At 70.5% G+C, this 21,007-nt stretch carries 20 protein-coding genes; 9 read left to right on the top strand and 11 right to left on the bottom strand.

Features of this window, described 5'->3' with window-relative positions; genetic code table 11:
• Positions 1-2: 2 nt before the first annotated feature.
• A complete protein-coding gene (locus KBZ10_RS27815) occupies positions 3-1,001 on the top strand; it encodes an inorganic phosphate transporter (RefSeq protein ID WP_210990507.1) in 999 nt (332 codons plus the stop codon).
• Positions 1,002-1,248: 247 nt separating this feature from the next.
• Here KBZ10_RS27815 and pstB read toward each other — a convergent pair whose 3' ends face one another.
• The 4 genes from pstB to pstS form a co-directional block, all read right to left on the bottom strand.
• The gene (pstB, locus tag KBZ10_RS27810; RefSeq protein WP_210990506.1) at positions 1,249-2,025 is read right to left on the bottom strand and encodes a phosphate ABC transporter ATP-binding protein PstB; all 777 of its coding nucleotides are present in this window, start codon (positions 2,023-2,025) and stop codon (positions 1,249-1,251) included.
• Positions 2,026-2,081: 56 nt separating this feature from the next.
• On the bottom strand, positions 2,082-3,161 hold the full coding sequence (gene pstA / locus KBZ10_RS27805; protein WP_210990505.1) for a phosphate ABC transporter permease PstA: 1,080 nt from the start codon (positions 3,159-3,161) through the stop codon (positions 2,082-2,084).
• Positions 3,158-4,156 carry a phosphate ABC transporter permease subunit PstC gene (pstC, locus tag KBZ10_RS27800; RefSeq protein ID WP_210990504.1) on the bottom strand — a complete coding sequence of 333 codons (999 nt, stop codon included), beginning with the start codon at positions 4,154-4,156 and terminating at the stop codon, positions 3,158-3,160. Before pstC ends, pstA begins: the two co-directional genes overlap by 4 nt.
• A 100-nt stretch (positions 4,157-4,256) precedes the next feature.
• Positions 4,257-5,387, bottom strand: a complete 1,131-nt coding sequence (pstS, locus tag KBZ10_RS27795) for a phosphate ABC transporter substrate-binding protein PstS (protein ID WP_210990503.1) — start codon at positions 5,385-5,387, stop codon at positions 4,257-4,259.
• A 416-nt stretch (positions 5,388-5,803) separates the two neighbouring features.
• Between pstS and KBZ10_RS27790 the strand changes: the two genes are divergently transcribed.
• Together KBZ10_RS27790 and KBZ10_RS27785 are read left to right on the top strand one after the other, a co-directional pair.
• Positions 5,804-6,880 (top strand): NlpC/P60 family protein, encoded by a 1,077-nt coding sequence (locus tag KBZ10_RS27790; protein WP_307847645.1) that lies wholly within the window; start codon positions 5,804-5,806, stop codon positions 6,878-6,880.
• 253 nt (positions 6,881-7,133) lie between these two features.
• Complete coding sequence (locus KBZ10_RS27785; RefSeq protein WP_374223428.1) at positions 7,134-8,600, top strand: PP2C family protein-serine/threonine phosphatase; 1,467 nt, start codon at positions 7,134-7,136, stop codon at positions 8,598-8,600.
• A 239-nt stretch (positions 8,601-8,839) separates the two neighbouring features.
• On the opposite strand, the gene KBZ10_RS27780 is transcribed toward KBZ10_RS27785, so the two are convergent.
• The 3 genes from KBZ10_RS27780 to KBZ10_RS27770 all read right to left on the bottom strand — a co-directional run bounded on the left by KBZ10_RS27780 (position 8,840) and on the right by KBZ10_RS27770 (position 10,559).
• The gene (locus tag KBZ10_RS27780) at positions 8,840-9,199 is read right to left on the bottom strand and encodes a DUF2516 family protein (RefSeq protein ID WP_374223427.1); all 360 of its coding nucleotides are present in this window, start codon (positions 9,197-9,199) and stop codon (positions 8,840-8,842) included.
• A 204-nt stretch (positions 9,200-9,403) separates the two neighbouring features.
• Positions 9,404-10,045: a hypothetical protein gene (locus KBZ10_RS27775; RefSeq protein ID WP_210990500.1), complete on the bottom strand. Its 642-nt coding sequence runs from the start codon at positions 10,043-10,045 to the stop codon at positions 9,404-9,406.
• Positions 10,046-10,070: 25 nt separating this feature from the next.
• Positions 10,071-10,559: a helix-turn-helix domain-containing protein gene (locus tag KBZ10_RS27770; RefSeq protein WP_210990499.1), complete on the bottom strand. Its 489-nt coding sequence runs from the start codon at positions 10,557-10,559 to the stop codon at positions 10,071-10,073.
• Positions 10,560-10,909: 350 nt separating this feature from the next.
• Here KBZ10_RS27770 and KBZ10_RS27765 point away from each other — a divergent pair, with 350 nt between their 5' ends.
• From KBZ10_RS27765 to KBZ10_RS27745, 5 genes are all read left to right on the top strand, one after another.
• Positions 10,910-11,443 carry a GNAT family N-acetyltransferase gene (locus tag KBZ10_RS27765; RefSeq protein ID WP_307847644.1) on the top strand — a complete coding sequence of 178 codons (534 nt, stop codon included), beginning with the start codon at positions 10,910-10,912 and terminating at the stop codon, positions 11,441-11,443.
• Between the two features lie 618 nt (positions 11,444-12,061).
• Positions 12,062-13,150, top strand: coding sequence for a serine/threonine-protein kinase (locus tag KBZ10_RS27760; protein ID WP_210990498.1), 1,089 nt, complete (start codon positions 12,062-12,064; stop codon positions 13,148-13,150).
• A gap of 561 nt (positions 13,151-13,711) precedes the next feature.
• Positions 13,712-13,981 (top strand): hypothetical protein, encoded by a 270-nt coding sequence (locus KBZ10_RS27755; RefSeq protein ID WP_210990497.1) that lies wholly within the window; start codon positions 13,712-13,714, stop codon positions 13,979-13,981.
• 361 nt (positions 13,982-14,342) lie between these two features.
• On the top strand, positions 14,343-14,813 hold the full coding sequence (locus KBZ10_RS27750; RefSeq protein WP_210990496.1) for a DIP1984 family protein: 471 nt from the start codon (positions 14,343-14,345) through the stop codon (positions 14,811-14,813).
• A 295-nt stretch (positions 14,814-15,108) separates the two neighbouring features.
• Positions 15,109-15,600: a hypothetical protein gene (locus KBZ10_RS27745; RefSeq protein ID WP_210990495.1), complete on the top strand. Its 492-nt coding sequence runs from the start codon at positions 15,109-15,111 to the stop codon at positions 15,598-15,600.
• Between the two features lie 213 nt (positions 15,601-15,813).
• Here KBZ10_RS27745 and KBZ10_RS27740 read toward each other — a convergent pair whose 3' ends face one another.
• The 4 genes from KBZ10_RS27740 to KBZ10_RS27725 all read right to left on the bottom strand — a co-directional run bounded on the left by KBZ10_RS27740 (position 15,814) and on the right by KBZ10_RS27725 (position 19,184).
• Positions 15,814-16,605 (bottom strand): ABC transporter permease, encoded by a 792-nt coding sequence (locus KBZ10_RS27740; RefSeq protein WP_210990494.1) that lies wholly within the window; start codon positions 16,603-16,605, stop codon positions 15,814-15,816.
• Positions 16,602-17,660 carry an ATP-binding cassette domain-containing protein gene (locus KBZ10_RS27735; protein ID WP_210990493.1) on the bottom strand — a complete coding sequence of 353 codons (1,059 nt, stop codon included), beginning with the start codon at positions 17,658-17,660 and terminating at the stop codon, positions 16,602-16,604. The genes KBZ10_RS27740 and KBZ10_RS27735 overlap by 4 nt, the downstream gene beginning before the upstream one ends.
• A 60-nt stretch (positions 17,661-17,720) precedes the next feature.
• Positions 17,721-18,566 (bottom strand): DUF4097 family beta strand repeat-containing protein, encoded by an 846-nt coding sequence (locus tag KBZ10_RS27730; protein ID WP_210990492.1) that lies wholly within the window; start codon positions 18,564-18,566, stop codon positions 17,721-17,723.
• Between the two features lie 99 nt (positions 18,567-18,665).
• Positions 18,666-19,184 (bottom strand): toxin-antitoxin system HicB family antitoxin, encoded by a 519-nt coding sequence (locus tag KBZ10_RS27725; RefSeq protein WP_210990491.1) that lies wholly within the window; start codon positions 19,182-19,184, stop codon positions 18,666-18,668.
• Positions 19,185-19,699: 515 nt separating this feature from the next.
• Here KBZ10_RS27725 and KBZ10_RS27720 point away from each other — a divergent pair.
• The gene (locus KBZ10_RS27720; RefSeq protein WP_210990490.1) at positions 19,700-20,581 is read left to right on the top strand and encodes an alpha/beta fold hydrolase; all 882 of its coding nucleotides are present in this window, start codon (positions 19,700-19,702) and stop codon (positions 20,579-20,581) included.
• Positions 20,582-21,007: the final 426 nt, after the last annotated feature.

The following is a 21,007-nucleotide window of genomic DNA, read 5'->3' as shown; positions in this document are numbered from 1 at the left end:
CGGTGGACACCTTCGCACTCATCGTCACCATCGGGGTAGCGCTCGGCTTCACCTACACCAACGGTTTCCACGACTCCGCGAACGCCATCGCGACCTCCGTCTCGACGCGCGCGCTGACCCCCCGGGCGGCCCTGCTGATGGCCGCGGTCATGAACCTGGCCGGTGCCTTCCTGGGCAGCGGGGTCGCCAAGACCGTCAGCCAGGGCCTGATCGAGACGCCGAGCGGCTCGCGCGGCATGGCGATTCTTTTCGCCGCCCTCATGGGGGCGGTCGTCTGGAACATGATCACCTGGTATTTCGGGCTGCCGTCGAGTTCCAGCCACGCGCTCTTCGGCGGGATGGTGGGGGCCGCCCTGGCCGGCTCCATCGCCGTCTACTGGATGGGGGTCGTCGAGAAGATCGTCATCCCCATGTTCCTGTCGCCGTTGGTCGGTATGGCCCTCGGCTATCTGGCCATGACCGCCATCCTGTGGATGTTCCGCCGCGCCAACCCGCACAAGGCCAAGCGGCACTTCCGGATCGCGCAGACGGTCTCCGCGGCCGGCATGGCCCTGGGGCACGGTCTGCAGGACGCGCAGAAGACCATGGGCGTCGTGGTGATGGCGCTGGTCATCGCCGATGTCGAGGACTACGGCGACCAGATCCCGGTCTGGGTGAAGGTCTCCTGCGCCCTGATGCTCTCGCTCGGCACCTACGCGGGCGGCTGGCGGATCATGCGGACCCTGGGCCGGCGGATCATCGAACTGGACCCGCCGCAGGGCTTCGCCGCGGAGACCACGGCCGCCTCGGTGATGTACACCGCCTCGTTCATGTTCCAGGCGCCCATCTCCACCACCCACGTCATCACCTCGGCGATCATGGGCGTGGGCTCCACCCGGCGGCTCAAGGCGGTCCGCTGGGGCGTGGCCAAGAACATCGTGATGGGCTGGTTCATCACCATGCCGGCCGCGGCGCTGGTGGCGGCGGTCTCCTTCTGGACCGTGAACCTCGTCCTCGGCTGAGGGCCGCGGGGAGCCGCCCCGTCACGGCGGTCCCGACTCCGCCGAGGCGGCGTACCCCGCGCACGCCGCGAGGCGGCGTACCCCGCGCAGGCCGCGAGGCGGCGTACCCCGCGCACGCCGCGAGGCGGCCTCACGCGGCCGGGGGCCCGTGCGACCGGGCCGGGCAGGAACAGGGCCCGCCCCCGGTACACCGGGAACGGGCCCTTCGTCTTGCGGTGGCACCGCCATGCAGCACCGCGAGACGGGATTATCCGAAGCGGCCGGAGATGTAGTCCTCGGTCGCCTGGACGGTGGGGTTGGAGAAGATCCGCTCCGTCTCGTCGATCTCGACGAGCTTGCCGGGCTGGCCGACGGCCGACAGGTTGAAGAAGGCCGTACGGTCCGAGACGCGGGCCGCCTGCTGCATGTTGTGCGTCACGATGACGATCGTGAAGCGCTCCTTCAGCTCGCAGATCAGGTCCTCGATGGCAAGGGTCGAGATGGGGTCCAGGGCGGAGCAGGGCTCGTCCATCAGCAGCACCTGCGGCTCGACCGCGATGGCGCGGGCGATGCAGAGCCGCTGCTGCTGGCCGCCGGAGAGGCCGGAGCCGGGCTTGTTGAGCCGGTCCTTGACCTCGTTCCAGAGGTTGGCGCCCTTGAGGGACTTCTCGACGATCGTGTCCAGCTCGCGCTTCTTGTACGAGCCGTTGAGGCGCAGCCCGGCCGCGACGTTGTCGTAGATCGACATGGTCGGGAAGGGGTTGGGGCGCTGGAAGACCATGCCGACCGTACGGCGTACGGCGACGGGGTCGACGTTCGAGCCGTAGAGGTCCTCGTCGTCCAGCATCACCTTGCCCTCGACGCGGCCGCCGGGGGTGACCTCGTGCATCCGGTTGAGGGTGCGGAGGAAGGTGGACTTGCCGCAGCCGGACGGGCCGATGAAGGCCGTCACGGACCGCGGCTCGACGGTCATGGAGATGTCTTCGATCGCCTTGTGGCCGCCGTAGTAGGCACTGAGGCCGCTGACGTCGATGCGCTTGGCCATGGTGTTGCTCGCAATCGTGTGGGATGGCCCCGGGCACGGAGCCGCATATCGGTGCCTTAGCGGCCGGTCTTGGGTGCCTTCCAGCGGGCGATGCCGCGGGCGACCAGGTTGAGGACCATCACGAAGATGATCAGGACGAGCGCCGCTCCCCAGGCCCGGTCGTACGAGTGCGGGGTGCCGAGCATGTACTCCTGGAACACGTACAGCGGGAGCGACGCCTGCGTGCCGTCGAACGGGTCGTTGTTGATGAAGGAACTGCCCAGGACCAGCAGCAGGACCGGGGCCGTCTCACCGGCGATCCGGGCCACCGCCAGCATGACGCCGGTGGTGATACCGCCGATGGCGGTGGGCAGGACCACCTTCAGGATAGTCCGCCACTTCGGCACACCGAGGGCGAGCGAGGCCTCGCGCAGCTCGTTGGGCACGAGCTTGAGCATCTCCTCGGTGGAACGGACGACGACCGGCAACATCAGGATCGTGAGGGCCAGCGAGCCGGCGAAGCCGGACGGGCCCATGTCGAAGGTCAGCACCCAGGTGGAGAGGATGAACAGACCGGCCACGATCGACGGGATGCCCGTCATGACGTCCACGAAGAAGGTGATGGCCCGGGCGAGCGAGCCCCGGCCGTACTCGACGAGGTAGATCGCGGTGAGCAGGCCGATCGGCACGGCGATGAGGGTGGCGATGGCCACCTGCTCCAGGGTGCCGATGATCGCGTGGTAGATGCCGCCGCCGGGCGTGTTCTGGTTCAGCCCGGCCATGGAGTGCGACAGGAAGTAGCCGTCGAGGATGCGGGAGCCGCGCTGCACGGTCGTCCAGGCGAGGGAGGCCAGCGGGACGATCGCGAGGACGAAGCAGACCCAGACGACGCTCGTGGCGATCCGGTCCTTGGCCTGCCGGGAGCCTTCGACGGCGGTCGTGATCACATAGGTGCCGATCACGAAGAAGGCCGCGGCGATCATGCCCCACTGCACCCGGCTCTCCCAGCCGGCGGCCATGCCGAGGGCGGAGGCCAGCGCGACGGAGGCGAGGGCGATGCCCGCGGGGGCCCAGCGGGGCATCCTGCGGTGGGCCAGGCTGCGGGCGGGGGGCGCCTCGCCGGTGCTGGGCTTGCGGTCGATGACGGTGTGGCTCATGCGTTGGCCCCCGAGTACTCCTTGCGGCGGGCGATGATCAGCCGGGCCGCGCCGTTCACCAGCAGCGTCATGACGAAGAGGACGAGACCGGAGGCGATGAGCGCGTCCCGGCCGAACTCGTTGGCCTCGTTGAACTTGGCGGCGATGTTCTGCGCGAAGGTGCCGCCGCCCGGGTCCAGCAGATGCCCGGAGAAGAGGAAGCTGGGGGACAGGACGGTGGCGACGGCCATCGTCTCGCCGAGCGCGCGGCCCAGGCCCAGCATGGAGGCGCTGATGATGCCGGAGCGGCCGAAGGGCAGCACCGACATGCGGATGACCTCCCAGCGCGTGGCGCCGAGAGCGAGCGCGGCCTCCTCGTGCATCCTCGGCACCTGGAGGAAGACCTCACGGGTGACGTTGGTGATCACAGGGAGGATCATCACGGCGAGCAGGATGCCGACGGTGAAGAGGTTCCGCGCGGGGCCGCTGCCGGACTTGTCGAAGATGTAGGTCCAGCCGAAGTACTGGTCGAGCCACATGTTCATGCCGTCGAGGTACGGCACCAGCACGAGCGCGCCCCACAGGCCGTAGACGATGCTGGGGACGGCGGCGAGCAGGTCGATGACGTATCCCAGCGGGCCGGCCAGCCGGCGCGGGGCGTAGTGGGAGACGAAGAGTGCGATGCCCACGGATATCGGCACCGCGATGATCATGGCGATGATCGAGCTGACGACGGTGCCGTAGGCGAGGATCGCGATGCCGAACTCCGGCGGGTCACCCTGCGGGTTCCACTCGAAGGCCGTGAGGAAGTTGGCCTCGTTCTCGGAGATCGCGATGTACGCGCGGTAGGTGAGGAAGGCCGCGATGGCGGCCATGACGACCAGCAGGAAGATGCCGGAGCCCCGGGACAGCCCGATGAAGATCTTGTCCCCGGGGCGGGTGGCCTTTCCCTTCGCGGCCGGTTCTGGTGTGAGGCGCGCCGGCGGCGGTGTCGACGCGCTGGATGCGGTAGTCATGATGGCTCCGGTCTGGGTGGGGAGGTTCCCCTGGCGGCGGTGCACCGGATGGGTTCGTCCGGCAGGCCCCGCGGGGTTCCGCGGGGCCTGCCGGCTCGGATCAGGAGAGGGTCGGGACGATCTCGCGGACCTTGGCGGCGATCTCGTCCGGGATCGGGGCGTAGCCCTCCTCGGAGAGGATCTTCTGGCCGTCCTCGCTGGCGGTGTAGGTCAGGAAGGACTTCATGGCCTCCAGGGACTCGGCCTTGTTGCCCTTGTCGCAGGCGATCTCGTAGGTGACGAGGATGACCGGGTAGGCACCCTCGGCCTTGGTCGCGTAGTCGAGCTCCAGGGCGAGGTCGTCACCCTTGCCGACGACCTTGGCCGCGGCGATCGCCTTGGAGGCGTTCTCCGAGGTGGCCTCGACGGGCTCGGAGGCGCCGGTGTCGATCTTCACCGAGTTGAGGTTGTTGCTGGTGGCGTAGGAGAGCTCGAAGTAGCCGATGGCGCCCTCGACCTGCTTGACCTGCGCGGCGACACCGGAGGAGCCGCTGGCGGACTGGCCGCCCTTGGCGGGCCAGGACTTCTCGGCCTCGTACTTCCAGGCGTCCGGGGCCGCGGCACCGAGGTACTTGCCCAGGTTCTGGGTGGTGCCGGACTCGTCGGAGCGGTGGAAGGCCTGGATGTCGGTGGACGGCAGCTTGGCGTCCGGGTTCAGCTTCTTGATCGCGGCGTCGTCCCACTTCTTGATCTTCGAGTCGAAGATCTTGGCGATGGTGGGGGCGTCCAGGACGAGGTTGTCCACGCCGGAGAGGTTGTAGCTGATGGCGACCGGGCCGCCGACCATCGGCAGGTTGATGCCCTGGCCGCCCTTGCAGATCTTCTTCGACGCCTCGACCTCGTCCTCCTTGAGGGCGGAGTCGGAGCCGGCGAAGGCGGTGGTGCCCTGGTTGAACTGGGTGATGCCGCCGCCCGAGCCGATCGGGTTGTAGTTGATCTGCACATCGGGGCAGGCGGCCATGTAGTTCTTGATCCAGAGGTCCATGGCGTTCTTCTGCGCCGAGGAGCCCGAGGCGAGGAGCTTGCCCTCGCCGTCGCACTTGATGTTCCCGGCGGCCTTGGTGGCGTCGTCGCTGCCCTGCTTCGTGTTGTCGTCCGAACCGCATGCGGTGAGGAGCAGTGCCGTCGAGACAGCGGCCGCGCCGACGGTGAGGGCCCGCAGACCGCGGACGTTCCTTCGCTGAAGCTTCACCTTTGTGTGTTCCTTCCTGGGGCCCGCCGGCGACGGCGAAGCAAGGTCGGTGGTACTGCTGGATCTGCGTTCACCCGCCGGCTGCACGCCGACCGGTAAGGCTGAAATTAGGCAGATCAGGTGAATCGATCGACGGGGGAGGGTGAACACCGGGTGAACCTCGCCTATCAGTGCGGCGACCCGGTCCGACGTGTGGCACGCCGCGTGACGGGTGTGACGGATGGGGTGAAGGTTCTGCCCGCGTGATGCCTGCCCGGCATACGGAGAGCTCTTGCGCAATGGCGCGAACTCGCCCCCCTCTGTCGTATTCCGCTCAGCCGTGCAACCATCCGCGGTTGAGAGACATCACGTCAGCAAGGAAGTTGACGGCAACGCGGACGAGGCGGAGGTGGCCGGTGGGGCGGCAGCGGACGATCGTGACGGCGACAGCACTGGTGTGCGCGGTGGGGGCCCTGCTGACGCCGGGCACCGCGCTGGCCGCACCGGCCGAACCCGACCCGGCGCCGGCCCCGCGTCTGGAGGAGCTCCGCAAGGAGATCGAGACGCTCTACCACAAGGCGGAAGCCGCCACGGAAGCGTACAACGCGGCCCGGGAGAAGACCCGCGAGCAGTCGCGCAAGCTGGCCCGTATCGAGAAGAAGACCGCCGCCGCGGAAGAGCGGATGGAGCTGCTGCGGGGGCAGGCGGGCGCGATGGTCCGCTCCCACTACCGGGGCAACGGCATGCCCGACATCCTGAAGCTGCTGCTGGAGGGCGGCTCGGGGGACTTCCTGCACGACGCCGACACCGCCCGCAAGGGCCGGCAGGCGCAGCAGGGGCTCATCGCGAGCCTGGAGAACACTCGGGAGCGGCTGGACGGCTACGCCGAGACCGCGGACGAGGAGTACCGCCGTCTCCGCGCGCAGCAGAAGAAGAAGGCCGTCGCCAAGAAGTCGGTGGAGCAGCGGATCGAGGCGGCCGAGGAACTGGAGTCGCGGCTGCAGGCCGAGGAGCTGGAGCGGCTGCGCGAGCTGGAGGACGAGGCCGCCCGGAAGGCCCAGGCCGTATGGCTGGACTCCGGGGCGCTGGAGGAGATCGACGCCCGGGCCTCCAAGGAGGGGAAGAAGGCCCTCGCCTACGCCACCGGTCAGCTCGGCAAGGACTACGAGTGGGGCGCCGAGGGCCCGGACACCTACGACTGCTCCGGACTGACCTCGCAGGCGTGGGCCGCGGCCGGCCGGACCATCCCGCGGACCTCGCAGGAACAGTGGAAGCGGCTCCCCAGGATCCCCGTCCGGGACATGCGGCCGGGCGACCTGATCATCTACCACGCGGACGCCAGCCATGTCGGGATGTACATCGGGGACGGCGACATCGTGCACGCCCCACGTCCGGGGCGGCAGATCACCGTCACGGGAGCGGGCTCGATGCGGATCCTGGGCGTCGTACGGCCCGACGAGCGGGCGGACGAGCGGGCGGACGAGCGGGCGGACGAGCGGACCGGGGAGCGCTGACCCCGGAACGGTGACCTTGGCACCGTGACCCCGGAACGGTGACCGGGGAGTGCGCGCCGGTGGCACGCGGTGCCGTGCGGCGGCCGGGCGTCCCTCGCCGGATGCCGTGCGGGCTGCCGGCCCCCGGGCAACCGCAGCGCGTGATGTTCATCATCGCCCCATTCCCCCAAATGAGGGCAGAACGCCGCCGCTGTTTGGCATATGCCATCACAGAGTGGTTGCCCGGCATTCCACTCCGGCGGGGCGTGCCGCTATGGTCGCCTTCCAGTGCCCGGCACAGTGTGACCGCCAACTCGTCCGGCGGACCGGGCCCGGCGGCGTGCCGAACCGGCGGCCGTCTTGCCCTCGGGGGGAGGGAAGGATCAGAGCGATGCCCGTACCCGCGCCTCGGCAGGGGGAGACCCTGGCCGCGGGAGGTGCTCCGGCTGCCCCCTCGCCGCGTTCCGCGGCGGCCCCCGGGGCCGTCACCGCTCCCGCGTCGGCCCCCGGCACCGCTCAGGCTCCCCTCACCCTCCTGGTGATCGAGGACGATCCGTCGGTGGCCTTCTCGGTCCCCGACCAGCTCGACACCGGAGGCCGCCGGGTCCGCCTCCGCACCGCCCGCAACCTCACCGAGGCCGAGCGGCTGCTCACCGACGACGTGGACTGCATCCTGCTCGACCTCGCCCTGGACGTGCGCCAGGCCGGCGAGGAGCTGGACACGCTGCGCCAGGTGCTGCGGCTCGCGCCCGGCCACGCCGTCCTCGTCCTCACCGCCGAGGCCGACGCGGAGCGGGGCGCCGAGGCCGTACGCGTCGGGGCACAGGACTATCTCTTCCGCGACGAGCTGGACGGGCGGGCCCTCGGCCGGGCCATCCGCTACGCCGTCGAGCGCAAGCGCGCCGACGCCGCGCAGCGCCAGCTCACCGAGTCGCGGCTGCGCGGCCAGGAGAACCGGCGGCTGGAGCGCGGCCTGCTGCCCAAGCCCCTGCTGGAGGGCTCCGACCTGCGCTTCGCCGCCCGCTACCGGCCCGGCCGCAGCCGTGCCCTGCTCGGCGGCGACTTCTACGACACCGTCCGCACCCCCGACGGCACCGTGCACGCCATGATCGGCGACGTGTGCGGGCACGGGCCGGACGAGGCCGCACTCGGTGTGCTGCTGCGGATCGCCTGGCGGTCCCTGACCCTGGCCGGGCTGTGCGGCGACGAACTCCTCGGCACGCTGCAGAAGGTGCTGGAGAACGAGCGCCCCAACGACGAGATCTTCGCGACCCTCTGCACCCTCGACATCGCGCCCGACGGCCGCCGGGCCGGGCTCTGCCTCGCCGGGCACCCGGCGCCGCTGGTCGCCCGCGAGGGGCGGCGGGTGAAGCTGCTGCACTACGACGACGGCGGGCCCGCGCTGGGTGTCCTGCCGCGCGCCCGCTGGCCGCGGCGGCAGGTGGAGCTGGGCGGGACCTGGAGCCTGATGATGTACACCGACGGGCTGATCGAGGGCCGGATCGGGCAGGGCACGCAGCGGCTGGGCCAGGAAGGCATCGTCGACGTGATCAGCGGCCTGCGGGACCGGGGGCTGGGCGGCGAGGAACTGCTGGACGCGGCGATGGCCGAGGTGCGGGAGCTCAACGGCGGCGAGCTGACGGACGACGTGGCGGTGCTGCTGCTGGACCGTGAGCGGGAGCGTGGCCGGGGCCGCGACCGCCGCGACGAGGGCCGGGGCCGGAGCCCGGGGGGCTGGTAGCGCGGGCGCTCTGACTGCCCCGGGCGACCGCTGCCGGGACGCCGGCTCTGGGCCCTCCGCCGGTCCGCCGCTCCGGCTTCCCGTCCGCCGCAACAAGCAGCGGGCCCCCGCCCGCCCGGAGGGCGACGACGGGGGCCCGGAGCTGCGCGGCCGGTGGACGGCCGGTCGGCGGCGGGGCGGCCGGGGGTGATTCCGGGGTGGCTGCGGCGCCCGGCGGACGGCCGCGCCGGCCGGGTGGCTCAGCGGCCGCCGTTGTACGGGCCGTACGGGCCGTCGGAGCTGCTGCCGCGCCGGCCGCGGCCACCGCCCCCGCCACCCGAGAGCGCGCGAACGGCGGGCCGCACGTCCACCACGTACACGATCGCGGCGATCAGCCCGATGATCGTGAGGAAGAACAGCCCCAGCGGCAGCACGTTCACCACCACCGCGATGCCCAGGATGATCAGCCAGAACGGCTTGGTCTGCTTGTCGGCGGCGCGGAAGGCGTCCTCGCGCCGGATCACGGCGTCGATGAAGGCGAACACCGTGAAGAGGAGAATCCCCAGATAGAGAAAGCTCAGAATGTTGTGAAAGCCCTGCACCAGCACGCCGTCCACCACCCAGTCCTATCGCGCGCGTCGGTCACGTCTGCGTCGTATCGTCCGTCGGTGCCGCCGCTCCGGCGGCCGCTCCCGGCGGCCGGCGGCATCGCGGCCACCGTACCGACCGTATAGGGACAACGGGCCGGGCACGTCGCTTGTGCCCGGCCCGCTCTCCACTGTTGTCCGTCCGGCGCCGTGGCCGTCATCTGCGGTGTGCGGACGTCACTCGGCGGACTTCGGCGTCGTCTTCCTGGCCGGGGCCTTGCGGGCGGCGGCCGGCTTCTTCGCCGCGGCCGGCTTGGCCTCGGCCGCGGGCTTGGCCCCGGTGGCCGGCTTGGCGGCCGGGGCGGGCTTCGCCTCCGTGGCGGCCGTCACCTTCTTCTCCGTGGCCGGCTTGGCGGCCGGCTCCGGCTCCGGCTCGACGGTGATGGCGATGTCGGTCATCTGCTCGGCGGCCTCACCGCGCCAGTTCTGCACGGCGCCGCGGCCGCGGTCGGCCAGTTCGTCGTACGTCTCGCGGGCCTTGACCGCGTACTCGGCGGCCCGGCCGACGCCCTGGAGCGCCAGGTGCTGAGCGTTGTCGCGCAGTTTCCTGATGTCACTGTCGAGGGTGCCGAACACCTCGGTCAGCTTGCTCTGCACGGTGGCCTGGGCCTCCTTGGCCTGCCGGCTCACCTTCTCCTGGACGGCCTTCGGGTCGGCGGTCCGGACGGCGGCGAACCGCTCCGGGGCCTCGGCGCGCAGCTTCTCGATCAGCGCGGGGAACTCCCGGAGCTTCTCGGCGGCGAGGTCCGCCGTGCCGACGGCGGCGTAGAAGGGGGTGGATTCCTGGATCGTCTTGCGGAGTTCTTCGGTGGTGGCCATGGCGGGATCCCTCCGGATCGGTCGGTCAGCTCGGTTGCTTGGCTTCGCCGCTGTCGCCGTCGTCCCCGGCGCCGGCCGGGGAGCCGGCACGGGAGTCCGACGACGGGGCGGACGGCGGCGCGGCGGGGGCGCCGCCGGGGGCGTCGGTCGTGTCACCGGCGTCCGCGGCGTGCCCGTTCTCCCTGCGGAAGGACTCGTAGATCTGGATCAGCACCTGCTTCTGGCGCTCGTTGATCGACGGGTCGGTCATGATCGCGCTCTTGACCTCGACCTCGTCCCGGTCCCGCTCGTCGAGGATTCCGGCCTGGACGTACAGCGTCTCGGCCGAGATCCGCAGCGCTTTCGCGAGCTGCTGCAGGATCTCCGCGCTCGGCTTGCGCAGCCCGCGCTCGATCTGGCTGAGGTACGGGTTCGACACCCCGGCGGCCTCGGAGAGCTGCCGCAGCGACAACCGCGCACTGCGCCGTTGCTCCCGCAGGAACTCCCCGAGATTGCCGACCTTGAGTGAAGCCATGGCCCCATCGTGCACCCGAACGCTAACTATTGCAAGCGACCTGCTTGCAAGTGGCATGCACGCGCCGGTGGAGCGGTGAGACTGAGCACGACAGGGGGGTGTTGTATTTGCAGAGCGGTCGCAAGTGAACCGTGCCACGTTGCTGCATGCAGCGACGGTCGTTCACATCGTTCCCACGGTCCCGCCTGGCGCAGCCTTACCTGTCGGCCTGGTTGAAGAACTTCCCCATGGCCGGGCCCGGCGGAGAGGTGCGCGGGACGATCACCGCCGGATGCATCCGCAGCTCGCTGTGAACCGGCCGCTCGGAAAAGAGGAAGGGCGCATCTTTCATGCCCGGGTACACAGGACGCGTGATACAGGTACGCCCTATGCAGGAAGAAGATATCCGCGACGTTTCGGCGGTTCGAGTGAAGGGCTGGCAGACCGCCTACCCGGGCATGGTGCCGCAGGACTACCTCGACGCACTCACGGTTGCCGAGGACGCCCGTATGCGGCGTGACATGTTCGCACGCAGCACGGGGAGCGTCGTGAACCTCGTCGCCGAGGCAGACGGCGCCGTGGTCGGCTGGGCGGCACTCGGCCCCTCCAAAGAAGAGAACCGTAACCCCCAGGACGGTGAACTGCTCGCCCTCTACGCGGCCCCTGACCGCCTCGGCACCGGCGTCGGAAAGGCGCTGATGCAGCAGACGCTGGTCGCTGCCCGGGAGCGCTCGTTCCACAGGCTCGTGCTGTGGGTGATCGCCGCCAACACAAGGGCGCGCCGCTTCTACGAGCGGGGCGGCTTCGTACTGGACGGCTGCTCGGCGGACTGGTCGGTCAACGGCACAGTGGTCCCCGAAGTCCGCTACTGCAAGGATCTTGCACCGCCGAACCTGCGAGGGTGAACTCAGCAGGGCTTCTCTGCAGTTCTTCTGCCCGCCGGAAGATCCATCACCGCCTGCCTGAGCGAGACCGGGGCAGGGGTAAGCGGGTGGGCGGGCCGGGGCGGTCGCCGGGTGCCAGGCCCGTGCGGCGGACGACTTCTGAGGGTGTCGTGCCCAGCCGGTGGGACCGGCACGAATCCGGAGGGCCTCGTTGGGCAGCGGGGCAAGGCTGCGGGGCCGGGGGCGCACGGTAGCCGTCGCGTGGACCGCGGACGTAGATCTCGGGGCTCGGACTGTCCGCTGTTTCCTTTACGACTCTCTCGGAAAAGGATCAGCCGTTCGAACCTTCAGTCACCGGGGGCCCCGTGCGTCACATCTGGGAAGTCATCGCAGCGCTCGTCATCTTGAACATCGCGGGCTTCCTCGCCGCTCTCATCTTCGTCAAGCTCCGCCGGATCCAGAGTAGGCGACGCGGATAGCCCTTCACGGCCGGCAGCGGGTCGAGAGGGCATCGGTCGCGCTTATCAAGCCCTGCTTCGAAGACACTCCCTGCCCGGCCCGTCCGCCTTCGCCTACAGTGCGCAGGCAGCAATCGGTGGGCACTCGCGTGCATGGTGGGGGAAGGAGGCCGGCATTCCGATGCGGGTAGTGGCCGCGCATCCCGATACGCCGGAAGGCGCACGCCTGGCCGCCTACAGCACAGTCTCCACGTCGCTCGCCCTGCAAAGTGATCGCCGGCTGGGCGAGCTTGTTGACGCCGCCCCACCCCTTGGCTCCGGTATCGGCGGGAGGTCTGCGCTACTGGAGGTCGACGGGAAGCCGGTCTTCGTGAAGCGGGTGCCGCTCACGGATCGGGAGCGGCTGCCGGAGCACGCACGATCCACGGCCAACCTGTTCGGGATTCCCACCTTCTGCCAGTACGGCGTCGGCGGGGGGCCCGGTTTCGGGGCATGGCGGGAGCTCGCCGTGCACACCATGACGACGAACTGGGTGCTCGGAGGGCAGTACCAGGGGTTCCCGATGATGTACCACTGGCGCGTACTGCCGGACATGGCCGCGCTTCCCGGGGAACTCGCGGACGTGGAGCGGGTCGTGGCCTATTGGGGAGGCAGGCCGGAGGTGCGACGTCGTATCGAGGCCCTTGAGCAGTCCTCCGCGAGCCTCGCGCTGTTCCTGGAGTACATCCCTCAGACGCTCGACGAGTGGCTTACCGAGCAGGTACAGGCCGGCGAAGAGTCTGCCGACCGGGCTTGTTCCCTGGTGGAGGGCGAGTTGGAGGCCGGTACGTCCTTCATGAACGCTCGTGGGCTTCTGCACTTCGACGCCCATTTTCAGAACATCCTGGTCGACGGCCGACGCCTTTATTTCGCCGACTACGGCCTCGCCATCTCGTCCCGCTTCGATCTGTCACCGTCCGAGACCGGTTTCTTGGAACTGCACAGGACCTACGACCTCTGCTACACACGCAGTTGGCTGGTGAACAGGCTGATCACGAAGCTATACGGATACGAGCGGAAAGAACGCGAGGCACTGATCCGCGCATGCGCGGAAGGAGAGGACCCGCCGGACGGACCGCGAAAGGCCCGGGCGATCCTCTCCCGCCATGCACCGCTCGCCGCAGTGATGACGGACTTCTACGTCAAGGTCCAGGAGGAGAACAGGGAGACCCCGTACCCGTTGGAGGCGCTCCGCCGGGCCCTCCACGCAGACAGGTCACGTCGCAGTTGAGCAGGTACTCGGCTGTCCTGAGCGTCAGACATGTCCACGGGCTCCACGTGAGGTTCTTCGGCCGATCCCTGGATGAGGGGCTTGGTCCGGTTCTTCCTTCTCGGTCCCGCTGCTTCTGCACAGTGGTTCCTGTGCCGGGAACGAACCAGCAGACATTGCCCACGTGGACCGGTTCGAGATCGGGTGGCGGGATGACGAGGCTGAGCATCGGCGTCCGTTGGCGGATGTGGTCTCGGCGGAGTTCGAGGCGGGACAGCCAGTGCGGGAGTTTCCGTCGTATCGCAGGCAGCGGCACTTCCTGGGGCGCCGGTGGTCCCCTGCGAAAGCAGGTCTGATGGGACAGCTCGGCATCGGTCGAGACCATCGGACACAGCCGAGCAGGACCCTTGGTTGACCTTCACCTTGGGGGAGGCCACAGGGTCGGTGGGGCCGGGCGACTGCTCGGCTGCTCGCAGTTGCTGATGGTTGCGGCAGCCAAGGAGCCCCTGCGAGCGCAGCCGCCGTCGATGCGCTCAAGCACCTCGACGGAACACAGGATGGTCGACGGACTATGCTCGAACGGTGGAGAATCCGGAGATCCTCATCCGACTCACCCCGGATGAGGCGCTGGTCCTGTCGGACTGGCTGGAGCAGGTGCAGATGGCAGACGTCAGTCGTCTCATCGACGATCCGGCGGTCTGGGCGCCGCTTCACCGCATTGCCGGAACGCTCGACAAGTCGCTACCGGGAATCTTTGCCGCGGACTACGCCGAACGTCTGGATGCGGCCCGCCGCAGGCTTCGTCCGACCCAGGGCGACAGCGCCGGTGACGATGAGAGTGCGGACGTATGAAGACCCTCTCGGAGATGACTGAGCGCGAGTAGCTCGCCAGAGTGTGCCAGCGTCCTCAAATGTGATGAACCACTGCTGGTCAGGGCCTCGACATGGTTCACCTTCAGTGAAGACGGAACACCGGCGTCCGAGTGGGCGGCATGGAGTCCAACGCAGGTGATGTCCTGTCGCGCGGGAACCGCCGGATTCCCGCTCCTTCGTGCTGCCGGGTTCTCCTTCGCGGCGCTCTGAGCGGCTGTCCCCTATCAGCCCAGTGACTGCTCAGGGTTCCGGCGGGTTCCGGTGGAGCGAAAACCAGGCGCCTGTGAGCCGGTTCGCACTCGTATACTCGTGCGACCTCATGGAGGGGGAGGCGGAGACGGTGAAGCTTGCTGAGGCGCTGGCAGAACGTGCGGAGGCGACGCGCCGCGTGGAGCAACTGCGAGCGCGTGTCGTCAGCAGCGCGCGGTACCAGGAGGGGGAGACACCCGCCGAGGACGCGGCGCAGCTGCTGGCTGAGGCCGGTGAGGTGCTGGACGCTCTGGAGCGGCTGATCCGGCGGATCAACCGCACCAATGCCACGGTGGACATGGGTCCGGACGGCACGCTCACCGACGCCCTGGCACGCCGGGATGTCCTGCGGCTGCGTCACTCCGTGGTCACCGCGGCGGCGGACGCGGCGGCGGGTAAGGGCGAACGGGGGTACGGCCGGCAGCTTCGGTCCGAGCTGATGATGCTGTCCGCGCTCCCGGTCGCGGAGCTGCGCGGTCAGGCGGATGCGCTCGCCCGGGAGATCCGCGAGATCGATGTGCGGATCCAGCGGACGAACTGGGAGGTCGATCTGCTGGACTGAGCAGTCCGGCAAACGGGGACGAGGTGGAGCAGGTAGCGGCTTCGGAAGCGTGCACACACCGAGGGCCGGCGGTTTTCCGGCCCACTCCTGGCGCGTGAAGAGCAACGCGGGGGTTCGACTCCCCGGATAACAGCGCAGCTCAGCACCGCGTACAGGTAACCGTGCACAGCGCACAGCACATCACCACGTGCAGATCCGAGGCGGCGAGGGCGGGTTCGGGGCTTTCCACATCGTCAAACCCTGGGGAACGGCGGACTCCGAGCAGTGCACCCGCGTCGTCCGAGAGGATGGACACATGGTGATCACAGCGTCCGGGCCGTGGCAGGAGCACAACCCCGGAGTGCTCATGGTCGTCATGCTCCTCAGCGCCGTGACCCTGTTGAGCCTGAGCGCCTACGTGTGCTCACGGTTCACACGAGAGGCCGGGGAACGCCGCTCCCCCGCTGCGCTGTGCCGGGACGCATCCCTGGCCGCGGTCGCCCTGTCGTTCGCCCTCTACCTGTGGGGATGTCTTCACCTCTTCGTCCTCGGAAGACAAGAACGGTACGTGGAGTGCCTGAAGGCGCACCCCGGCGGTTCGGCGGACATCGACGGGATCACCGCCGGTTTCCTCCCCCTGCGGCTCGTGTGCCACCTGCCGGACGGCCGCAGCTATCCCGTCGTCGTCCCCGACTACGTCAACCCGTCCCTTGCGGCTCTGCCGGCGTTCGCTCTGCTCTCCGCGATCACCACGGCGCTGCTGTACCGCAGACAGCGCACCGGAGCGGCGGCACCGCGGAAGGGATGACCTCTTGCGGCACGCGGGTGGGGCTCGGGGACACATCGTCACCGCCGGGGCCGACGGTGCTGGCGGCCCGGGCAGCCCGTCCCGTCCCCCGACCGCGCCGGCGTCGGCGTCTGCGGGAAAGCGGCCGGGCGGCGTACGCCGGCGTGGTGCCGGGTACGCCGCCCTCTCGGTGAGGCGAGTCGCGGGAGGCAGTGCGCGCGGCCGTCCTCCGGGTTACTTCGAATCGCGGTTGTAGACCCTCTTCGACCAGAGGCGGCCGAGCGCGGTGAGGGCCAGGCACCAGGCGACGGCGAGCCAGCCGTTGTGGCCGATCTCGCTGCCCAGCAGCAGCCCGCGCAGGGTCTCGATGGCCGGGGTGAACGGCTGGTACTCGGCGACCGGCTGGAACCAGCCGGGCATCGCGTCGACCGGGACGAAGGTGCTGGAGATGAGCGGGAGGAAGATCAGCGGCAGCGCGTTGTTGCTCGCCGCCTCCGCGTTCGGGCTGACCAGGCCCATCCCGACGGCGATCCAGGTGAGCGCCAGGGCGAACAGCGCGAGCAGGCCGAGGGCCGCGAGCCACTCCGGGGCCGTGGCGTCCGTGGAGCGGAAGCCGATGGCCACGCCGACGGCGCCGACGAGGATCACGCTGATGAGGGACTGCAGCACGCTGCCGATGACATGCCCGGTGATCACCGAGCCGCGGTGGATCGCCATGGTGCGGAAACGGGCGATGATGCCCTCGGTCATGTCGTTGGAGACGGACACCGCGGTGCCGACCGTCGTGCTCGCGATCGTCATGAGCAGGAGGCCGGGCACGAGGTAGGCGATGTACGCGGAGCGGTCCGCGGCCCCGCCACCGATGCCCGCGCTCATCACGTCCCCGAAGACGTAGACGAAGAGCAGTAGCAGCATGACGGGCGTGAGCAGCAGGTTCAGGGTGAGGGACGGGTAGCGCCGCGCGTGCAGGAGGTTGCGGCGCAGCATCGTGGACGAGTCGCGCAGGGCGAGGGGGAGGGAGCTCATCGGACGGCCTCCTCGGAGGGCTGGTGGTCGGTGCCGCCTGTGCCGCCTGTGCCGCCGGTCAGGGCGAAGAAGACGTCGTCGAGGTCGGGGGTGTGCACGGTCAGTTCGTCCGCCTCGATGCCGGCGGCGTCCAGCCGGTCGAGGATGGAACGGAGCTGGCGCTGGGTGCCGTCGCCGGGGATCCGGAGGGTGAGGGCCTCGTCGGTGGGCGCGCCCGCCGGCCGGGCGGAGCCGGGGGTCCGGCTCGGGGTGTCCTCGGTGGCGTCGCGCAACGCGACGGCGGCGGACCGGTACGCGGCAGGGTCGGTGAAGCGGAGCCGGACATGCCCGCCGGGGATCAGCCGCTTGAGTTCCTCGGCGGTGCCCTCGGCGGCGATCCCGCCGTCGTGGAGCACGGCGATGCGGTCGGCGAGCTGGTCGGCCTCCTCCAGGTACTGCGTGGTGAGGAAGACGGTGACGCCGTCGGCGACGAGCTCGCGGACGATCTGCCACATGGCGTGCCGGGAGCGCGGGTCGAGGCCGGTCGTCGGCTCGTCGAGGAAGATGATCCGCGGGTCGCCGACCAGGGTCATGGCGATGTCGAGACGGCGCTTCATGCCGCCGGAGTAGGCGGAGGCGGGTTTGCTCGCGGCGTTGGTGAGGCCGAAGCGTTCCAGCAGTTCGGCGGTTGTCCGCCGGCCCTCGCGGCGGGAGAGGTGGTGCAGGTCCGCCATGAGGAGCATGTTCTCCTCGCCGGTGATCAGACCGTCGACGGCGGAGAACTGCCCGGTGACACCGATCGCGGCCCGCACGGCCTGCGGGTCGGCGGCCGGGTCGTGCCCGGCGACGCGCAGCTCGCCGGCGTCGGCCGTGATGAGGGTGGAGAGGATGTTGACGGCGGTGGTCTTGCCGGCGCCGTTCGGCCCCAGCAGCGCGAACACGGACCCGGCGGCGACGCGCAGATCGATCCCGTCGAGCACGGTCTTGTCGCCGTACGACTTGCGCAGACCGGTGGCGGAGACGGCGGCGGGCGGCTGTCCCCCGTCGATGGATGTGGACATGACAGGTAAACCCATGGTGCTCTCCTTGTGAAGGGCAGGGTGGAGTGATGGGGGCGGACGAGGGGGGGGCCGTCCTCAGGCCCGGGCGCGGCGCACGTCGATGTTGCCGTAGCGGGAGCGGGCGCGGATCTCGACGGTCTCCTCGCTGTTCCCCGGGGTCCCGGAGGCCGTGAGCGTGTTGCGGACCTGTCCGTGCCGGGAACTGGCGTCCAGCCAGGCCGCGGTTCCCTCGCGGACGCCGACCTCGATGGCGCCGTGGGAGGTCTCCAACTGGACCGCCCCGCACGTCACTTCGGCGACTCGCACGGTGCCGTGGGCGGTCTTGGCGACGACGGAGCCCTCGGCGCGGGCGATGTCGATGTCACCGTTGGCGCCGTTCACCCGCAGGTCGCCGGTCGCGGCGCCGACGGTCGTGGTGCCGTGCGAGTTCTTCAGGACGGCGGGGCCGTCGAGGAGCCCGGCGCGCAGGCTGCCGGAACTGGTGCTGATCTCGGCGGTGCCCTCGGTCCGCTCGACGGTGATCGAGCCGTGCGAGGCGGTCAGGTGCAGCGGGCCGGTCGTGTCGAGCCGGACGTCGCCGGTCGAGGTCTTCACCCGGACCTCGCCCAGCCGGCCCTCGCCGATCACCTGGGCCCAGGCGCCGGTCATGCCGACGCTCGAACCCGTGGGCAGCTCGACCGTCACGTCGACGGTGCCGGTGCGCCCGACGAGATAGCGCTGCTTGGGCGTCCTGACGGTCAGTTCGCCGCTCGCGTAGGCGACCTCCGTCTGGTCGGCCGCCCGGACGTCCTGCTCCCGCTTGGGGTCGCGGGGCCGCACCTCGACGACGGTGTCGGGGCGGTCGCCGGCGGTGAACCGGATGGAACCGGCTTCCACGTGCGCCGTGACCGAGATCGGTGCGGGTGTGTCGAAAGAAGGCATGGCTGTCCCGTCCTCTTGGGTCTTCGGGGCGTCCCCGCTGGTGGGACGTGGTGTGGGTGAAGTGGTGTGGCGGGTGCGAACGTTGGAGCGGGGGCGCGGCTAGCGCACCCAGCCCGTGTAGCTCTGCCCGATGGTCTGGGTCCGCTCGGGCGCCCGCGGCCGGCCGCCGCCGTCGACCGCGGCCGACACGGCGCGCACCAGCCACGCGTTGACCGACAGGCCCTCGCGACTCGCGGCCTCCTCGGCGCGGGCCTTGAGGTGGGCCGGCAGGCGCAGGTTGACGCGGGCGGTGCCGCCCTCGTCGCCGTCGGCCGGGGCCGGGGGCCTGAGCGGCTCGGCGGGCGCGGCGGACTCCGCCGGGGCGCCGGCGCCGGCGGGCGGCGGTGTCACCACGAAGTCCGGGTCGAGCCCGCGCAGCCGTACGTCGACCGAACCGGGGGCGAGTTCGCGGGTGATCTCGTCCATCGCGGCCGAGAGCACGTTGAGCATGGTCAGCCGGGCCGCCGACTCCAGGGGAGCGGTGAGCCTCTCGGCCAGCTCACGGGCTTCGCCACCGCCGGCCTCGGCGGCCACCGCGAGTTCGCGGCGGAGGGTTTCGACGTACGGGGTGAGGTCCATGGGTGCCACTATGGCATCACTATGGCGCCGCGAGCAAGCCCGTATGGCCCCTTGTGGGGGGCCGGGTGCGGAAATGGGGCTCTGGCCTGCCTAAATGGCAGGGAAATGATGTGTGCTGCGGTGTTGGCTCGCTCGGCTCGGATGTCCTTGGGTGGCCAGGAATGGCGCCTGGTGGTGCCTAGTGGTGTCAATCTGTGCCATGTTGTGGCGCGGTCTGGCGTCATCGCGTCTCACCTGGGCCACCCGGGCTTCACGGGCACGGGCTCGGGCCCACCGCGCTTCGCCGGCTCACACCCGGGCTTCCGACGCGGAGGACGGTGAGCCGGGCGCGGGCCCCTCCGCCCCGCTCGGGCAGCCGCGACGGCGTACTCGCCGTACGTCCGCCGAAGGCACTGGACGCGGCCGCCTGCGGGACCGGCCGCTCGTGACGTGACGATGTCGCGGACAGGCGGGGGCTTCCGGCAGTGCCGGGTATCCGGTTGTCCGGCCCGGACCGGGCTGACAGGGTCATGGCCATGCCCACCTTCTCCGCGCCCGACGGAACCCTGCTCGCCTACCACGGCCACGGCCACGGCCGCAGCCGCGGATCCGGGGACGGCCCTCCCGCGGTCTGCCTGCCCGGAGGCCCGCAGGACTCCGCGTACCTCGGCGACCTCGGCGGCCTCCCCGCGCACCGGCGCGTGATCACGCTGGATCTCCGGGGCACCGGTCGGTCGGAGATCCCCCGGGACTTGGGCTCCTGCCGTTGCGACCGGCTCGTCGGCGACGTGGAGGCCCTGCGCGAGCATCTGGGCCTGGACCGGATGGATCTGCTCGCGCACAGCGCCGGCGCGAATCTCGCCGTGCTGTACGCGGGCCGCCACCCGGAGCGCGTCCGCAGGCTCGCGCTGATCACGCCGAGTGTGCGGGCAGTCGGCCTGACGATCACCGGGGAACTCCGGCGCGAGACCGTACAGCCCCGCCGGAACGAGCCGTGGTTCCCGGCGGCCTTCGCGGCTCTGGAAGCGATCGGGGCGGGGAAGGCCACCGCCGGCCACTGGAAGGCCATCGCCCCGTTCTCCTACGGCCGCTGGGACGAGGCGGCCCGGGCCCATCAGGCCGCCGGGGACGAGCAGATGAACAGGGAGGTCGTGGCGGCCTTCGGTGCCGAAGGCGCCTTCGATCCGGACGCCACCCGCGCCGCGCTCGCCCGGTTCACGCAGCCGGTGCTCCTGCTGGCCGGGGAGGTCGATCCGGGCGCCCCGCCGGTCACGACGGCCGAGTTCGCCGGGCTGTTCCCGAACGCCGAACTCGTCGTCCAGCCGGGCGCCGGGCACTTCCCGTGGCTGGACGATCCCGGCCGGTTCGTGGCGACGACCGCGGCGTTCTTCGGGTGCGCGGCCACCCGGTCGCCGTAACTCCGGTCGCCGAGGAGCGACTGCCGCGCCGGTGCCGCTCTCGACGCGGCTGACTCCCCGCTCGCCGAGGCGTCGCGCGTCCACAAGCTGTGGACATGGCCGAAGAGGGAAGGGGGGCCTCTCGCATGGGCGGCGGATGCGGGTTTACGCGGCGCGAGTGCGGGTTGGCGCGGCCAGGGGGCGGAATGGTCCGGAATCCGCTGCTTCGGGTGAACCGGCACCGTGTGCGGGGCGCCGCCCGCCGCGGCGTCCCTACGCTCCGTCCGGAAGCCGTAACCGCCCGCCCGCGAGGAGGAGTTCGTGACTCCACCCACGCGTAAACGCGCGGGCTTCCTGCGTCGGTGGCTAAGCCGCCGCGCAGAGGACCAGCCCGGCCCTGTTGAGGACGTTCGTCGCGCCGGCGTGGTCCGCGTTCGCCGCGAACCC

This window comes from Streptomyces sp. F63 (assembly GCF_018070345.1).
GTDB lineage: Bacteria > Actinomycetota > Actinomycetes > Streptomycetales > Streptomycetaceae > Streptomyces.
The sequence above is the reverse complement of the archived record's forward strand: the minus strand, read 5'-3'. Positions and strand labels throughout refer to the sequence as shown.

Excerpts from the sequence above, each read along its gene's own strand:
- pstC (WP_210990504.1), bottom strand. The coding sequence starts at position 4,156 with ATGACTACCGCATCCAGCGCGTCGACACCGCCGCCGGCGCGCCTCACA.
- KBZ10_RS27785 (WP_374223428.1), top strand. The coding sequence starts at position 7,134 with ATGGTCGCCTTCCAGTGCCCGGCACAGTGTGACCGCCAACTCGTCCGG.
- KBZ10_RS27730 (WP_210990492.1), bottom strand. The coding sequence starts at position 18,566 with ATGCCTTCTTTCGACACACCCGCACCGATCTCGGTCACGGCGCACGTG.
- KBZ10_RS27770 (WP_210990499.1), bottom strand. The coding sequence starts at position 10,559 with ATGGCTTCACTCAAGGTCGGCAATCTCGGGGAGTTCCTGCGGGAGCAA.
- KBZ10_RS27725 (WP_210990491.1), bottom strand. The coding sequence starts at position 19,184 with ATGGACCTCACCCCGTACGTCGAAACCCTCCGCCGCGAACTCGCGGTG.
- pstA (WP_210990505.1), bottom strand. The coding sequence starts at position 3,161 with ATGAGCCACACCGTCATCGACCGCAAGCCCAGCACCGGCGAGGCGCCC.
- KBZ10_RS27720 (WP_210990490.1), top strand. The coding sequence starts at position 19,700 with ATGCCCACCTTCTCCGCGCCCGACGGAACCCTGCTCGCCTACCACGGC.
- KBZ10_RS27735 (WP_210990493.1), bottom strand. The coding sequence starts at position 17,660 with ATGGGTTTACCTGTCATGTCCACATCCATCGACGGGGGACAGCCGCCC.
- pstB (WP_210990506.1), bottom strand. The coding sequence starts at position 2,025 with ATGGCCAAGCGCATCGACGTCAGCGGCCTCAGTGCCTACTACGGCGGC.
- KBZ10_RS27760 (WP_210990498.1), top strand. The coding sequence starts at position 12,062 with ATGCGGGTAGTGGCCGCGCATCCCGATACGCCGGAAGGCGCACGCCTG.
- KBZ10_RS27775 (WP_210990500.1), bottom strand. The coding sequence starts at position 10,045 with ATGGCCACCACCGAAGAACTCCGCAAGACGATCCAGGAATCCACCCCC.
- KBZ10_RS27740 (WP_210990494.1), bottom strand. The coding sequence starts at position 16,605 with ATGAGCTCCCTCCCCCTCGCCCTGCGCGACTCGTCCACGATGCTGCGC.
- KBZ10_RS27745 (WP_210990495.1), top strand. The coding sequence starts at position 15,109 with ATGGTGATCACAGCGTCCGGGCCGTGGCAGGAGCACAACCCCGGAGTG.